Origin of the sequence: Acetobacter senegalensis (assembly GCF_001580995.1) — a bacterium.
In the GTDB taxonomy this organism is placed as follows: domain Bacteria; phylum Pseudomonadota; class Alphaproteobacteria; order Acetobacterales; family Acetobacteraceae; genus Acetobacter; species Acetobacter senegalensis.
Genome location: NZ_LHZU01000148.1, coordinates 190,686 through 205,657 on the forward strand (window position 1 = coordinate 190,686; position 14,972 = coordinate 205,657).

Sequence of the window (14,972 nt, forward strand, 5' to 3'; positions counted from 1 at the left end):
CAGAATGATGGAGCGTAAAATGAAACTAACAGACTTCAAGGTTCTGACTTTCGATTGCTACGGTACCCTGATTGATTGGGAGACGGGTATCATGAATGCTCTAACACCGTTAATATCACGGCTGAAAACGCCTCTTAGTCGTGATGCCATTCTCCAAGCGCATGCAAAATATGAATCGCGCCAGCAGAAATGGACGCCGGGCCGTCCCTATCCAGCTATTCTGTCGAGCGTATATCGTCGCCTGGCGGAGGAATGGGGTGTTTCTCATACGATTTCCGAAGCGCAAGATTATGGTAATTCCGTTCCAAACTGGCCTGCTTTTCCCGATAGTACCGAAGCACTTGAATATCTGAAACAGCATTTTAAGTTAGTTATCTTGTCCAATGTCGATGCTCGTTCTTTCAGCGGCAGCAATGCCCGACTGAATGTCGCATTTGACGGTATTTATACAGCCGAGGACATCGGGTCCTATAAACCGGCAATGCGTAATTTTGAATACATGCTGGAATATCTGGCTGATCTCGGTTTGGAGCCGTCTAATGTGCTGCACACTGCGGAGAGTCTGTTCCACGATCATATGCCAGCCAATCAGGCGGGACTGGCGTCATGCTGGATCTACCGCCGTCATGCGCAGGACGGTTTTGGGGCGACGATGGATCCGGGTGCGATGCCGAAGATTGATTTCTGCTTCAACTCCATGGCTGAACTAGCCGAAGCGCATAAAAAGGAAATTGCTGAAGGCTGATATCCATTTCTCCTGTCATCATCTCCTGATATCTAACGGTGTTGAGGTCATGTATGAATAGCCGCAATAAAAAGCTGGGCATGGGAAACACGATTTCCCGGCGTGATCTGATCCATGGTATTGCCGCAACTACACTTGCTGTGCCCATGGCCCAATCAGGGATTGGCCGGGCTGTTGCAGCTGGCACGCAGACGGCCCTTACCAATTACGCAGGGATAATTACGGATGCGGCGGCCTATCCCCCCCTGCGTGAGGGAATGCGTGGTGCTCACCCTGGTGCGTTCGAGGCTGCGCATGCACGCCGTGATGGCGTGCCTTACCCGACACCGGTCCCGACGGGAGAGAGTTATGATCTTGTGGTTGTAGGGGGAGGCTTGAGCGGCCTTGCGGCTGCATGTTTCTACCGTCGGCGCTTCGGTTCGGATGCTCGCGTTCTGGTGTTGGATAATCATGATGATTTTGGTGGTCATGCCAAGCGCAACGAGTTTGTCAGTGACGGTCGTACGCTTATGGTTACAGGGGGATCAGCCTATTTTGTCGCGCCGGATCAGTGGACCGACAACGCAAAGGAATTCGTGAAAAGTCTCGGTGCTGATTTTACGGTCAAACGTAAGGAAGCCAATCCGTATGTCCAACTGGGTATGCAGCCCGCGACTTTCCTTTCGCGTGAAAGTGGGGGGGGCGGGCGACTGTATCCCCACGTTCGTTTTACCTCGCCAACGCCCGAATTCTTGAAAACGGCAACCCTACCGTCTCGTGTGCGGCGTGATCTAACCGCTGTCTATTATGGTACGGCTGATTATATGGCGGGTATGACAAAAGCGCAGAAAATTGAGCGTCTGCAGACCATAACGTACAAGCAATATCTTCTGGACTATGTAAAGATTGCCCCCGAGACCTTGCCATGGCTGCCTGGTGTGTGGTGCCTAAGCAAGACGGCCGCCAGTGCCTGGTTTGCTTATTTCCGTTATGCGCCGGGGTTCTCGTCGCTGGGGGTGGAGCGCGCGCCCTTTTCGCCTGAAGCTCCGCAGAACGAAGCGGCAGATTTTCATATGCCCGCAGGCAATTCGGATTTGGCACGGCTTATGGTGCGTGAGTTGGTTCCACAGTCCTTGCCGGAAGGAACGTGGCAGTCGCTGGAAACGGTTCGGGTGCATTATGATACACTGGATCGCGCGCAGTCTCCCGTACGTATCCGGCTAAGTAGTATCGCGGTCAGGGTCCAGCATCTCGGCCCTGCGCCGGTGGGTCTGTTTGAACCTGAAAGGCGGCCCGTTGCCGTGGATTATATACGTGACGGTAAATGCTGCCGCGTAATGGGAAAAAATGTTGTTCTTGCAGGCAACAATAACATGATCCCCTATTTATGCCCTGAGATGCCAGAAGAACAGAAAGCAGCTCAACACAAAGCCGTCCGCGCCGCCAACCAGATAACGAACGTTCTGATCCGTAACTGGGAAGCCTTCCGCAGGGCAGGTGTTACCCATGTGGATACACCTGTCGGGTTCTTTGGTAGTTTTGCTCTGAATGTCCCATGGGCGAGGGATGATGGTACGCCCGACATGGACCCCAGCAAGGGTGCTGTCGTGAGCTTCATGACGGGGACCAATTCCGGTATCCTGAATAATGAAACCATGACACGCACTATTCTGGGGAGTGACATGCCCGACAACCTGAGTATGCAGCAGCAGTTCAGGATGGTGCGAATGGGATTGTTACAGACGCCTTTCGAAACATTCGAACGTGCGGTCCGCAGTCAGATGAACAACGTGCTGGGTCCTTATGGTTTTGATGCCGCGCGCGATATTGTGGGAATAACCGTCAACCGCTGGCCCCATGGTTTTGCCATGGCGCAGAATTCGATCTTTGATCCACCCAGCCCGACGGGGGAACAGCCCTATGAAATCGCCCGTCGGCAGTTTGGCCGAATTTCCATCGCCAATAGCGATGCATCGGGGCAAGACCTGTGCAACACTGCTATTGATCAGGCATTTCGCGCAGTGGAAGAAATGGTTCCCCACAGTTATGGCTATTATAGCAGGATATAAGTCAATCCTGCACTCAGTGGCAGTCCCGTCGTGTAGCCGTCATGAAATGGCGGTATGCGCCATAATCCATAACAGCTTGGAAGCAATAACGGACATGAACAAGGAATATACTGTCACCCGCTCCCTTTCACCCTTGTTGGGGGCGGTTGCATGTCTGATTGTCATGATAGCTGTAGGACTATTGGCCCCCGCTGCCCTTGCAGCAGAAGAAGCATGGCATGGCATAGATGCACGTCAGGAGATGCCCGATGTCCTGCTGGGACCATGGAAGGCTGACATTGCGGCATCTCATTATACTGATCCACCACCACGTAATGCGTTGCGTTTCTTTTCCTACACCGAAGGGGGAAAGGTTCTTGTCTCCTTTATGACGCTAAATGCGAAAGGACAGTTCAGTTCTGGGCACTGGTCTGCCTCGGTTGATGGAACACCCGGCATAGAATACCATAGCCAAGGCGGCTCAATCCCGTTCAATGTTGTCTATTTCACAAAAGTCGACGACTACGATTACCATCTTGTTGTGAAAAGAAATGGAAAGGTGGAAATCACGGCGGATTACAGCCTATCCAAAGATGGCAGGACACTGTCATATCGTTACGGTGATAACGTGATCATCTATCATCGTTGGAACATGATGGATTAGCACCGGACGACGTGGGAATATCATAGCCGCTTGGGCGCGTAGGTCTCTTAAAACTCTCTGTTCTGTCCGAATAAAAATCGTAACCCATTGATATTTCTGTTACTGGAAAGATCAAAATAGTGGTTCTTAGAATCCTTCTGGTTTCACCAAAATTTCAGTGGCTGATGAAGGTAAGTCAATAACAGCTTAATTGTCTGGAGCCGTAAGGAACTCAACTGGTACAACCAGAACAGTTGCCAGAAACGAACCTACACCAAAGCTAAGAAAGACATGATAGAAACCGATTGCTGCGATTGTACATTCATGTCCCTCATTCACACTGTCGCAATCTGTATCTTCTATCTCAAAGAGTGTGTCTTGAGGCTAAATAAGGAGAAAATTTCTCCCGGTAACAAAAGAAGCATTTTTTTGCAGGAGACGGGTTGTCGTCGTGGTGAAATTCTAATGACTGGCCGAGTAGGCATTAAAAGACGAAAGGGTATAAGTTGATTGACATGAAACGCGTTCTTGATCTCAAGGCTATGATAGCAACAGTCGAGTTGGCGGCAGGAGATTATTTAACCTCACGTTACAAATTACCTGCGCCGGATGACGCCGTAACACTTGAACTCGTTGCGCCGCTAGGACAGGGCCATGTTGAGGCAGCGGCCAAAGATACTTTTGTGTTTGTTCTGAACGGGCAGTTTTCCATTAATGACATGCTTCTTGAGAAAGACGACGGGTGTAAAATTACGGCAGGAACCGCATTTAACTGGACAGCAACCCCGGCCACCTATTTGTTTGTTATGAGTGTATTAGAAACCGAAGATACTGAGCAGGGATTGGTGTCTATTGGTCCATTTGCTCAGATGTCTCCGTCTTCACCTCCTCCTGTAGAGTATCTGACAGGGCCTGTTCCAACATGTCAGAGTGCTTCTGCATGGCGCAGCTGTGCTGGTCAGTTCTATGGTGGAATATGGACTTCGACTCCATATTCCCGAAAAAAGGTTCCATATGTTCATGATGAGTTCATGTATTTGCTTGAAGGAAATGTTACGTTCACCAGTGTTTCTGGTGAGGCACAGACATTCAAGGCAGGAGATGCGTTTCTGATCTGTCGTGGAGCAAGCTGTTCATGGGATAGTCAGGAGAACGTCAAGAAATTGTACGTTATTTTCCGTCCATCATAAGATGAAGGACGTGACGTCTTTTGTTTCGCGAATGACTCTGTCTTCCAATTGTATTTGCGATTGTATGCTGGCAGTGAGTTCACCGCTCCTTTAGTATTAAAGTATCTTATATAAAAAGCTCAGGGGAACGAACTCTTCTGATCATGCTGACGCCTTTCAAAATAGCATGATGATACGCCAGTAATCTTTTCTGTGTATCAGAGTTGGTTTCTTTTCTACACTGAGCGTCATTTTTCTAACACGTCCCCGATGAATGTCCGTGGTGAACCGCCCCTTTCTGCTTCAGTCAGGACGCTCGGAAGAATTTTATTTATTCCGGTAAGAAAATGATATGATGTTCTGTATCGCTTATAAAAATGGGGTTTTCCGCTGTCTACTTCTGCACATAATCAATTGGATATTGGTGCTGTATCACCCCTTTTAGGGAGTTCCGGAGGATAGGCATGGCAAACACTTACCCCTCTTCTATGGTGCAGAATGGTAAATCATTCCTGTTATCCAGTTATGTGGCGCGAGGGGGCATGTCCCGCTCTCTGGTTCTACTACTCTCGGTTTCTTCATTTGTGGCTTTTAGTCAGCTATGTTGTTACGATATCGGAACAGCAGAGGCTGAACCTACTCGAACCGGTTCTGTCCCGGAACGGAATAGTAAAATTGTAACCCATAAAACTGTCAAGAACAGCAAAGCGGGGAAGATATCCACTGCTATAGAGAAATCCCCGCAGGCTGTTGTTTCATCAGGCACGGAAGAAGTCGGGGTTACTGGGCATGTCGCATTGCCCAATGGGGTTACGAACCGTACCCCAGGAGGAGGGATGATGCCTCCGCAGACGATTGCAAAATCTCGTAGCGGATTGACCCGCGATTATATTGCCAAGCAAAGTCCGACCAGTAACCCAGTTGCTCTTGTGGCCAGTCTTCCGGGCGTAGTGTATGCCGGGAATGATCCGCTTGGCACAAATGACGATCAGCAGGGCTTGACAGTACGTGGGCTCAATCAGCAGGAAATTGGCTACCTATTTGAGGGAATACCTGCTGCGGCCCCAGTTTATCTTCTGCCTTATACGTCAGCGGCAGCAGACAATGAAAATATTCAGTCATTAACGCTCACACAGGGGTCTCCAGACACGCGGTCTCCACTTTATAACGCAGTAGGTGGTGAACTTTCTGAGACCATGCATGATCCGTCACATCATTTTGGTGGCCTGATTGACGCATCATACGGTTCTTTCAGTCTGCGTCGTCACTTTATTCGTGTGGATACAGGTGATATTGGGAATACGGGCGTGCGAGGTTTTATCTCCTTCTCACACCGTCAAGCGGATGAATGGCGTGGTGCGGGTGGCACGCGGCGTTATCATATTGATATGAAACTGGTGAAAGACTGGGGTGCTGACAATCACGCAGCTTTCATCATGAGCTACAATGACGCTAAGCAATATTATCTACGTGCGCCGACCAAAGCGCAGTGGGACCAGTATGGCGTCAACTTCAACTATAATGATACCCCTTGGGGGGAATCTCCTTCAAATTATTATAAATATGAAGAAAATAGAATGAAAAAATTCATTCTTGGTGCGCCCATTAATCTCAATTTAGGTCATGGCCTTACGCTAGATGTAACGCCATATTTTACGTATTCTTGGGGATACGACAACGGAGGAAGTACATTAAGCCGGGATGGCAGTTTCCTTGGACCGAATGCGGCAGGTCCTTTACAAGTGGGCGGCACAAACAGTTCTATAGTGGCTGCATCAATTGATTCATATCGACTGGCTTACTCTGGAATTAATTCTGCTCTGTCTTGGACACGCGGTCATAACACTCTGACAGGCGGGGCATGGTATTCCTATTTTGATCAAGCGGAGCCGCAAAGCTATCAGGCTGTCAATGCCGATGGGGGTGTGCCCAGCATGTGGGGGGATAACCCTATTCTAACTGCTGATGGTAAAGTTCTTCGAACTTATGATATTCATCTCGTTCAGCAGACAAATGCTTTGTTTATCAATGATACATATAAAATGTTACATGATAAGCTAACCCTTACGGCAGGTTTTAAAGAAGTTATGGTTACACGGTCACAAACCAACCTTGTGCCAGGCGTAACATATGCAACAGGACAGAGTGTGGCAGAGCCTCTCCCACAGTTCATGGCAAGTTACAAAATTACACCTCATGATCAGATATATATCAATGGAACAGCATCTTTCCGTATGCCAGCATCCATCATGACATATGCTGACCGCTATAGTGTTTCTACCGGGACGCTGTCTTCCAAACATGCGAGTAATATTAAACCTGAATTTGCGATTGGCGAAGAAATCGGTTATCGGCATACTGGTTTTGCCAATGTCTCAGTTGCTTTGTTCAACTATAACTTTACACACAGACAACTTAGCACAACAACGTATCAGGATGGCTTGCCTGTTTCTGAGTCCATTGATGCAGGTGGTCAGACCATGCGTGGGGCTCAGATTGAGGTAGGGCTCCAGCGGTGGCATCACTTCAGTCCCTATGTATCTGGGCAGTATGAACACGCGACAATCGATAGTAATCTCCCGGCTGTTGCCAGTGACGGTACGTCAGTAGCTCTGCCAACCAAAGGAAAAAGGGCCGTCAACACACCAGAATTTACAGCCGCAGTAGGCCTTAACTATGATGACGGATCTATCTTTGGTGGGTTCAACATGAATTATATCGGCAAGCAGTATTCGACATTCATGAATGATGAATCCATACCGGGTTATGAAACATTCAATGTGAATATCGGCTACCGGTTTAAAAATATGTGGCTCGCAAAACACCCGCAGCTTCAGCTTAACCTGCTTAATATTGGCAATAGTGGCTATCTGTCCGGCACTAGCAGCATCAAAACCAATGCGCGTACCATGATGGTTGCAGGTCATAGTGTCGCAGGATCTGCGCCTCAGTATTACGTTGGCGGTGGCTTTGCCGGTGTTCTTTCCTTCTCAACAGGTTTTTAAAAAATATCTGACGGAGAGTTTTGCATGTCACGGTTTCCCAAAGCTTTGACCTTTGATGTTGTTGGTACCCTGATTGATTTTGAAAGCGGGATGATTAATTCCCTGCGAAAACTATGCGGTGTTGCCATAGACCGTGAGGCTTTTTTGACGGCCTATCGGGGGATGCGCGCACGTGGGCAGACACTGCCTTTTCCGCAGGATCTCAAGCCTATTTATCAGGAACTGGCCCCCCATTTCGGTTTACCAACGGATGAAGCGTATTCTGACGCATTTGTATATGCAGCTAAAGACTGGCCTGCATTCGAAGATAGTGTGGAGGCCATGCGGCGCCTTGGTCAGCACTTCAAGCTGGTTGCCATGACGAACACGCAGCGCTGGGCTTTTTCCGGGATGGAAAAGACGCTTGGCCTACCATTCCATGATTCTATTACGGTGGATGATGCGTTGTGTGAAAAGCCGGATACTGCATTCTTTGGGTTTACGCGGGGTCGCTTGAGTCGGGATGGTTTTCTGCAAGGTGATATTTTGCACGTTGCGCAAAGCCAGTACCACGATATCGGGATTGCTCGTAAACTTGGTTACACGGTCTGCTGGATTGAGCGTAGAAAGGCTGTCGGTGGGTTTGGCGGTACCATTGCTGTGGAAAACCTGACAAAGCCCGATTATCATTTTTCGACATTGAAGGAGCTAGCTGATCTTGCCGACTCAGGTGGTTTGAAAATGCTGTATTCCTGAGAGGCTGTAGACTATGGAAGTCCAGACTCTTGATGATGTCCCGGCATCAGCTTTTCATTTGCGTCTCGCACTTGTCGCTGGTGGCGGACCGTTTTGCGATGGTTATATTCTGGGCGTTATTGGTGTTGTGCTGCCGGTTCTGGTTTCCAGCTTTCATTTGAGTGCAGATGCAACCGGACTTGTTGGGGCCGCTTCTTTGCTCGGCGTCTTTATTGGCGGTTTTGCCGGAGGAATGGCTTCAGACCGGTTGGGAAGGAAAATGCTGTATACCGTGAATATTCTCATGTTCACGGTTTTTTCCGTCGCACAGTATTTTTGCGCCAGCTTTGGTGCCTTGCTGGTCTGGCGGCTTCTGATTGGTGTTGCCATTGGCGCGGACTATCCCATTGCTACAGCGTATGTCACGGAGTTTATGCCCCGCCGCTGGCGTGGGCCAGCTCTGAGCGGGCTTATTACTTTCTGGTGGCTGGGCTATGTGTGCAGCTTTGTTGCCGGATATGCGTTGCTCTCATTTTTCCCCGGAAACTGGCACCTTGTCATGGGCTCCAGCTTTATCCCTTCGCTTTTTCTTCTGCTGTGTCGGGCCGGTATGCCAGAATCCCCGCTCTGGCTGATGAGTGTTGGCCGGGTGGCCGAGGCACGTCATATTGTCATGACTTTTTTGAATGCTGATATTTCTTTTGAAGGCATTCAGTCTTCAGCGGAACCCGGGGGCATTCGTCAGGTTGTGGTAAAATTATGCAGCCCACGTTATCGCGGATTACTGGTTTTTGTAAGTGCCTTCTGGATTTTGCAAAGCGCTCCTGCGTTTTCAATTCATACGTTGCAGGCTCAGATCCTGGCACAGATGCACATGAACGATCCCATTCTGGCTGCCTGTGTCGTTACGTGTTTTACGTTTTTGGGTATTCTCCCTGTTACCTTCGGATTGATTAATCTGATTGGACGCAGAACGCTTCTGATCTGGTCCTTTGTTCTGGCAGCGCTTTCCTTACTTTTTATTGCCCTGTGGTCTGGAGAGGCTGGTTGGGCTGTGTTGGCTGCGTTTATTGTGTATTCCGCGGTGGAAGCGGCCGGTAGCGGCTTACAGTTTGTCTACCCCAATGAACTGTTTCCCACAGAAATACGGGGAACGGCAGTGGGGTTTGCATCTTCCGCCAGTAGGTTAGGGGCGGCTTTGGGTACGTTTTTACTTCCTGTCGGGGTCGCTCACTTTGGTGTCCGGGTAACGTTATTTTTTGCTTCCGGCCTTCTTGCTCTGGGGGCTTTCATATCCTGGCGCTGGGCCCCTGAAACTGCAGGGCTTAGTCTTTCTGAAGCCAGCCATATTACCCTTTCCTGAGATTGTTATGGAGAACAGGCTATGAAATTGACCTCCTATTGGCTAGAAACCGCTCCTTTGTTCAAGGCCAGTCCTGCTGCCGCCATGCCCGGTATGGTGGATGCCGTGGTGGTGGGGGCCGGGTTTAGTGGTCTTTCAGCGGCTTTGCGCCTGCGGGAGCTTGGGGCTTCAGTTGTTGTGCTGGAGCGTGAGCGGGTTGTCGGTGAGGCATCTGGCCGTAATGGGGGGCATGTCAATAACGGGCTGGCTGGTAGCTTTTCCATGGCCTGCAAGGCGATGGGGGAAGAAAAAGCGACCTCGCTTTACAAAGTTTTCAATAAAGCTGTTGACACTGTTGAAACGCTTGTGCGCGGGAATGACATTGATTGTGACTTCGTGCGGTGCGGTAAGCTGAAGGTTGGTAATTTGCCGGCTCATCGTGCGGCGCTGGAGGCCGACTATGAGCGGCTGACCAAGGCAGCAGACCCGGATGTGCGCTTTATTAGTGAAGCCCGGATACGTGATGAACTGAAGTCAGACTTGTTCAATAGTGGCCTGATTTACCCCCACAGTGGGCGTATGCATATGGGCCGCTTTGGTGTGGGGTTGGCGCAGGCTGTTCTAAAGTCTGGCGGCCTTATTTTTGAAAACACACCTATGACAGGTATAAAATCCGGGCATGGGTGTTTTGAGGTCAGCACGCCCCGTGGCAGGATTGTAGCAAAAAACGTGTTGATGGCAACGGGTACCAGTCGTCATGGTCCATCATGGTTCCGCCAGCGGATTATGCCAGTGGGGAGCTTTATTGTTGCGACTGAGCGCATGGATGCTGCGGCGCTGGAGCGGGTTATGCCCGGCGGCCAGAATGTTGTTACCATGCAGAATATTCATAATTATTTTCGTGCCACGGCTGACCACAGGCTGATTTTTGGGGGTAGGGCCAGTTTTTCCCGATCCCGAACTACAACAGATATAGTTAGTGGTCATATGCTACTTGCTGCTATGCGACGCACATTGCCCGACCTGCCTGATGTAAAAATCGAATATTGCTGGGGCGGTGATGTGGATATGACTGTCGATCGCCTTCCGCGTGCCGGGCAATGGAACGGCGTTTATTACACCATGGGCTATAGTGGACACGGAACGCAGATGTCTGTTTATATGGGGCAGCGGATGGCAGAAGCTATGGCCGGTATGCCAAATACCAATCCTCTTGCGGGCCGTTCATGGCCTAAAATTCCCTTTTATGGTCTGGCATCATATGCGTTGCCGGTCGTGGGAGCTTATTATCGCGCCAAGGATTACATACAAAATTTCAGAGCATAGTAGCCATTTTTCAGGTGTTACCTGATAATGGACAACTTACTCCCGTGGAGACTTAAAGGTTGTTTCGGTCGGTTCCAGAGTGAACCGACCGAAACAGAGAATATGCTCTTAGTAGCCTTTTGAACGGTCCACTCTTGAAGGAAAATTCCGTTCTCCGGCAAGGTAGCGTTTCACGGTATCCAGCAGGACGCGGCCAGCGGTTTCAGTCTGGCTGCTGCTGGCAATGTGTGGCGTTATAAAGATCCGTGGATCGTCCCATAGCGGGCTGTCGGTGGGCAGGGGTTCCGGGTCTGTCACATCCAGAATGGCTGCACTGATCTGCCCGCTTTCCAGCATTTCAAGCAGATCTGGCACAACCAGGTGTGCGCCTCGTGCTGCGTTGATGAGTTGTGCTCCCCAAGGTAATTTTTCAAACAGGCTGGTATTGAGTATTCCGCGCGTGGCGTCCGTCAGAGGAAGCAGGCAGACAAGAATGTCTGTTGTTGCCAGAAATGCACCAAGCTCTTCTGCCCCGGCGTAACAGGTAACATTGGGCATGCTGTGCCGTGAGCGTGACCAGCCGCTACAGGTAAACCCATTTATCGCCAGAGCTTGCGCCACGGGTGCACCAAGTTTGCCCAGGCCCATAATACCCACCCGCCGTTGTACCGCGACCAGATTGGGTCTGGCCTTCCAGACGTGTTTTTTCTGCTGAGCAATGTAGGTCAGTCCGTCACGGTGTAGAGTAAGGGTAGCCCACAGAACGTAGTCCACCATGCCATCCGTCAGGCCCGGTTCGATCATGCGGATGATGGTGACATGCTCGGGGATGGCGGACATATCAAACTGGTCCACCCCTGCGCCAACGGAGAAAATGACTTCAAGATTGGGAAAGCGTTTCAGCAGATCAGGCGGAGGTTCCCAGGCCGCTAAAAAGCGGACCTCTTCGGGGTTACCCGTTTCCGGCCATACATGGAATTCAAGCTCTGGCAGAGCTTTGTTGAAAAGCGGTTTCCAGACCTGCGCCCGTTCTGGGGTGGATTTGAGCAGAAAAGACATGCGGTACTTGTCCTACAGAGAAAAATGCGCGCAGGTTCAGCCAAATGCCTGGCTGCACAGGGCAAAGCAGGAGGGGGCATCTGCTTGTGAACTGATGATTTCTGTCGGTTCCGTTGTCATGGATACGACGGAGCCCACCCGCAGCAGGCCCCACTGGTCCAACAGGGTTGCCACGGTTTCATCCTGTGGAATGTCAACCCGCAGGAACTGTCCTGCACAGGTGCCCGCCCAGTAAGCCAGCATGGGTAGAGCAAAGGCCGGGTCCTGCGCGATAACTGGCCCGGCAACCTGTCCCCAGCCGAATTTGCGACAGAACGAAAACCCCAGAATGCCTTTTTCTGAATCGACCAGAATACCCCGGCCATCGTTCATTAACAGTTCGATCAGGGCTGAGCGGTTCATTCTGAGTGCGGCAGTGTCCATTGCACAGATAGCGCTTAGATCGGCGCTTCCCATAGGGCGCATCCGGCAGCCCTCAGGCAGAGGGATGAGCGGAACCGTGGAAACATTCCCCTGATGCTGCGCGACAACGCAGGTGGAATGGAAGCCGGTTTTTTCATAGAGAGGAACGCCGACAGAGGTTGCGTTCAGGTGCACCCTGTATCCGGGTAATGCCTGTCGCGCCAATGTCATCAGTTGCCTGCCAATACCATGCCCCTGCCATGCAGGACTGACAATAATCATGCCCAGACTGGCTGCCTGTGGGCCCCACGCCCACCACAGTATTGTCCCTATAACCGTGTTTTCAGACGTCGTGGCGACAAAGCCGTTACCTAGGCTAAACATCTGTTCCCAGTCTTCAAGTCGGTGGGGCCACGCTAGGTCCTTGGAAAGTTGCCATGCCTGAGCAAGATCATCAGGCAGCATGGCACGGAATGAGATCTGCGTTTGCAGCACGGAGGACGAGGATGTGCTCTGGGTCAAATCTTCTGCTCCGGAAAGAAGTCCTGAATTGGGAAAGACTCTTTTACGATGGGTGATTTTATGACGATGTAACTAAAGTATTTTTCAATTCCGATGTTTATTTCGAGAAGATTTTCCATGATGGTCTGGTAGTGTTCCACATCACGGGTGACGAACTTGACCAGGTAGTCATATCCACCGCTGATCAGATGGCATTCCACGACTGTATCAAGTTTGCTGATGTGGCCTTCAAATCGTGCAAAATCATGGCGACGATGGTCCGAGAGTGTTATTTCTGTAAAAACGGTGAGAATGGAAGTTATTTTCCGAATATCAATCTGCGCACCATAGCCGGTGATGTAGCCTGCGGCTTCTAGTCGTTTAACACGGATCAGGCAGGGGCTGGCCGAAAGCCCAACCCGATTGGCAAGCTCAACATTGGTCAGACGACCGTTGCGCTGCAACTGCGTGAGAATTTTCAGGTCGATCCTGTCTAGCTTCGGGGTGGGCTGCATGGCAAAAATTGTCTCCGGAACAGGCTAGGGTGCCCCGGAATGGGGCATAGAGAACGCCGATCAGAATATTCCGGTTATAAAACGTCAAGGCCACCGAGATGCAGGCTTTTCATTTCCATGAACTCTTCCATGCCAGCATGGCCTCCTTCACGCCCGAGGCCGGATTCCTTGACGCCGCCAAACGGAACACTTTCCATTGAAATAGCACCGGTATTGTGGCCGATCATTCCGAATTCCAGAGCTTCCCCCACGCGCCACAGGCGACGGATATCATTGGTGAAAAAATAGCTCGCCAGACCAAAGGGCGTATCGTTGGCAATGCGGACCGCATCCTCTTCCTTTTGGAAGCGGAAAAGGGGAAGTACTGGGCCAAATGTTTCTTCGTGCGCTACGCGCATGTCTGTCGTCACGCCTTCCAGCACAACCGGCCACACAAAACGTCCTTCAGTGCGGAGTGGGGCGCCCACATAGCGAGCGCCTTTGGCCAGTGCATCCTCAACATGGGCTCTTACCTTGGCGACAGCAGCTTCATTGATCAGTGGGCCGACGGTGCTGCCCGGCTCCAGCCCTGTGCCAACCTGAAGAGCCTCCACTTTAGCCATGATGACTGGTAGAATCTGGTCCCATATTCCATCCTGCACCAGCACTCGGTTTGCGCAAACGCACGTCTGGCCCGCATTGCGGAACTTGCTCTGCATGATGCCTTCAGCAGCGGCTTCGACATCCGCATCGTCAAATACAAGGAAGGGAGCGTTTCCTCCCAGTTCCATACTGCATTTTTTGACGGTAGCCGCAGATTGTTCGAGCAGAATCTTGCCAACACCAGTGGAGCCGGTGAAGGTCAGCTTACGGACAACCGGGCATTCGGTCAGCACTTTCCCGACGGCAGCGGGCCAGCCAGTCACGACGCTGAGCAGCCCCGCAGGCAGGCCAGCCCGCTCGGCGAGTGCGGCGAGTGCGAGTGCCGAAAACGGGGTCAGTTCAGATGGTTTGATCACCATGCTGCATCCTGCGGCTATCGCGGGACCACATTTGCGGGTGATCATGGCGAGAGGGAAGTTCCAGGGGGTAATGGCGGCAGTCACGCCAATGGGTTGCTTGAGCACAAGTACGCGGCGGGCCGGGTCCGCCGTGGTTAGGATGCTGCCTTCGCTCCGCCGGGCTTCCTCAGCGTACCATTTCAGGAAGGAGGCAGCATAGCGCACTTCCCCGCGTGCTTCGGCCAGTACCTTGCCCTGTTCGGCCGTCATGATTAGGGCGAGGTCTTCCACATTGTCTAGAACAAGCTGGTACCAGGCATTTAGAATTTCTGCGCGATGGCTTCCCGTTTTGTTGCGCCAGGCAATCTGGGCAACGCGTGCGGCCTCTATCGCCCTCTGCGTATCATCCGCTGTGCAGGCGGGTACCGAGCCGATGATGTCCCCGTTGGCTGGGTTATCGACGTCGATGGTCTGACCATCTGCCGCATCGCACCAGGTTCCGGCAATAAAGGCCTGCTGGCGGAAGAGAGTTGCATCATTCAGGGTTGGATGGGTCATGCTTGGT

At 51.2% G+C, this 14,972-nt stretch carries 12 protein-coding genes; 8 read left to right on the top strand and 4 right to left on the bottom strand.

The window, feature by feature from the left end; translation table 11 throughout:
• Positions 1-19 precede the first annotated feature (19 nt).
• From AD948_RS17250 to AD948_RS17285, 8 genes are all read left to right on the top strand, one after another.
• Positions 20-745 carry a haloacid dehalogenase type II gene (locus AD948_RS17250; protein ID WP_061473057.1) on the top strand — a complete coding sequence of 242 codons (726 nt, stop codon included), beginning with the start codon at positions 20-22 and terminating at the stop codon, positions 743-745.
• Positions 746-798: 53 nt separating this feature from the next.
• Complete coding sequence (locus tag AD948_RS17255; protein ID WP_082782503.1) at positions 799-2,793, top strand: NAD(P)-binding protein; 1,995 nt, start codon at positions 799-801, stop codon at positions 2,791-2,793.
• 94 nt (positions 2,794-2,887) lie between these two features.
• Positions 2,888-3,436, top strand: a complete 549-nt coding sequence (locus tag AD948_RS17260; RefSeq protein WP_061472954.1) for a hypothetical protein — start codon at positions 2,888-2,890, stop codon at positions 3,434-3,436.
• 494 nt (positions 3,437-3,930) lie between these two features.
• Complete coding sequence (locus tag AD948_RS17265; RefSeq protein WP_061472957.1) at positions 3,931-4,605, top strand: cupin domain-containing protein; 675 nt, start codon at positions 3,931-3,933, stop codon at positions 4,603-4,605.
• 443 nt (positions 4,606-5,048) lie between these two features.
• On the top strand, positions 5,049-7,589 hold the full coding sequence (locus AD948_RS17270) for a TonB-dependent receptor (protein ID WP_248846080.1): 2,541 nt from the start codon (positions 5,049-5,051) through the stop codon (positions 7,587-7,589).
• A 24-nt stretch (positions 7,590-7,613) separates the two neighbouring features.
• Positions 7,614-8,324: an HAD-IA family hydrolase gene (locus tag AD948_RS17275; RefSeq protein ID WP_061472963.1), complete on the top strand. Its 711-nt coding sequence runs from the start codon at positions 7,614-7,616 to the stop codon at positions 8,322-8,324.
• Positions 8,325-8,337: 13 nt separating this feature from the next.
• Positions 8,338-9,666, top strand: coding sequence for an MFS transporter (locus AD948_RS17280; protein ID WP_061472966.1), 1,329 nt, complete (start codon positions 8,338-8,340; stop codon positions 9,664-9,666).
• A gap of 21 nt (positions 9,667-9,687) precedes the next feature.
• On the top strand, positions 9,688-10,971 hold the full coding sequence (locus AD948_RS17285) for an NAD(P)/FAD-dependent oxidoreductase (RefSeq protein ID WP_061472969.1): 1,284 nt from the start codon (positions 9,688-9,690) through the stop codon (positions 10,969-10,971).
• 108 nt (positions 10,972-11,079) lie between these two features.
• On the opposite strand, the gene AD948_RS17290 is transcribed toward AD948_RS17285, so the two are convergent.
• The 4 genes from AD948_RS17290 to AD948_RS17305 form a co-directional block, all read right to left on the bottom strand.
• Entirely contained in the window at positions 11,080-12,009 is a 930-nt protein-coding gene (locus AD948_RS17290) for a 2-hydroxyacid dehydrogenase (RefSeq protein ID WP_061472972.1), read from the bottom strand.
• 36 nt (positions 12,010-12,045) lie between these two features.
• Entirely contained in the window at positions 12,046-12,933 is an 888-nt protein-coding gene (locus tag AD948_RS17295; RefSeq protein ID WP_248846081.1) for a GNAT family N-acetyltransferase, read from the bottom strand.
• Positions 12,930-13,427 (bottom strand): Lrp/AsnC family transcriptional regulator, encoded by a 498-nt coding sequence (locus AD948_RS17300; RefSeq protein ID WP_061472975.1) that lies wholly within the window; start codon positions 13,425-13,427, stop codon positions 12,930-12,932. The genes AD948_RS17295 and AD948_RS17300 overlap by 4 nt, the downstream gene beginning before the upstream one ends.
• 74 nt (positions 13,428-13,501) lie before the next feature.
• Positions 13,502-14,965: an NAD-dependent succinate-semialdehyde dehydrogenase gene (locus AD948_RS17305; protein WP_061472978.1), complete on the bottom strand. Its 1,464-nt coding sequence runs from the start codon at positions 14,963-14,965 to the stop codon at positions 13,502-13,504.
• Between the last annotated feature and the right edge of the window lie 7 nt (positions 14,966-14,972).

Excerpts from the sequence above, each read along its gene's own strand:
- AD948_RS17250 (WP_061473057.1), top strand. The coding sequence starts at position 20 with ATGAAACTAACAGACTTCAAGGTTCTGACTTTCGATTGCTACGGTACC.
- AD948_RS17270 (WP_248846080.1), top strand. The coding sequence starts at position 5,049 with ATGGCAAACACTTACCCCTCTTCTATGGTGCAGAATGGTAAATCATTC.
- AD948_RS17285 (WP_061472969.1), top strand. The coding sequence starts at position 9,688 with ATGAAATTGACCTCCTATTGGCTAGAAACCGCTCCTTTGTTCAAGGCC.
- AD948_RS17265 (WP_061472957.1), top strand. The coding sequence starts at position 3,931 with ATGAAACGCGTTCTTGATCTCAAGGCTATGATAGCAACAGTCGAGTTG.
- AD948_RS17305 (WP_061472978.1), bottom strand. The coding sequence starts at position 14,965 with ATGACCCATCCAACCCTGAATGATGCAACTCTCTTCCGCCAGCAGGCC.
- AD948_RS17290 (WP_061472972.1), bottom strand. The coding sequence starts at position 12,009 with ATGTCTTTTCTGCTCAAATCCACCCCAGAACGGGCGCAGGTCTGGAAA.
- AD948_RS17300 (WP_061472975.1), bottom strand. The coding sequence starts at position 13,427 with ATGCAGCCCACCCCGAAGCTAGACAGGATCGACCTGAAAATTCTCACG.
- AD948_RS17275 (WP_061472963.1), top strand. The coding sequence starts at position 7,614 with ATGTCACGGTTTCCCAAAGCTTTGACCTTTGATGTTGTTGGTACCCTG.
- AD948_RS17280 (WP_061472966.1), top strand. The coding sequence starts at position 8,338 with ATGGAAGTCCAGACTCTTGATGATGTCCCGGCATCAGCTTTTCATTTG.
- AD948_RS17255 (WP_082782503.1), top strand. The coding sequence starts at position 799 with ATGAATAGCCGCAATAAAAAGCTGGGCATGGGAAACACGATTTCCCGG.
- AD948_RS17260 (WP_061472954.1), top strand. The coding sequence starts at position 2,888 with ATGAACAAGGAATATACTGTCACCCGCTCCCTTTCACCCTTGTTGGGG.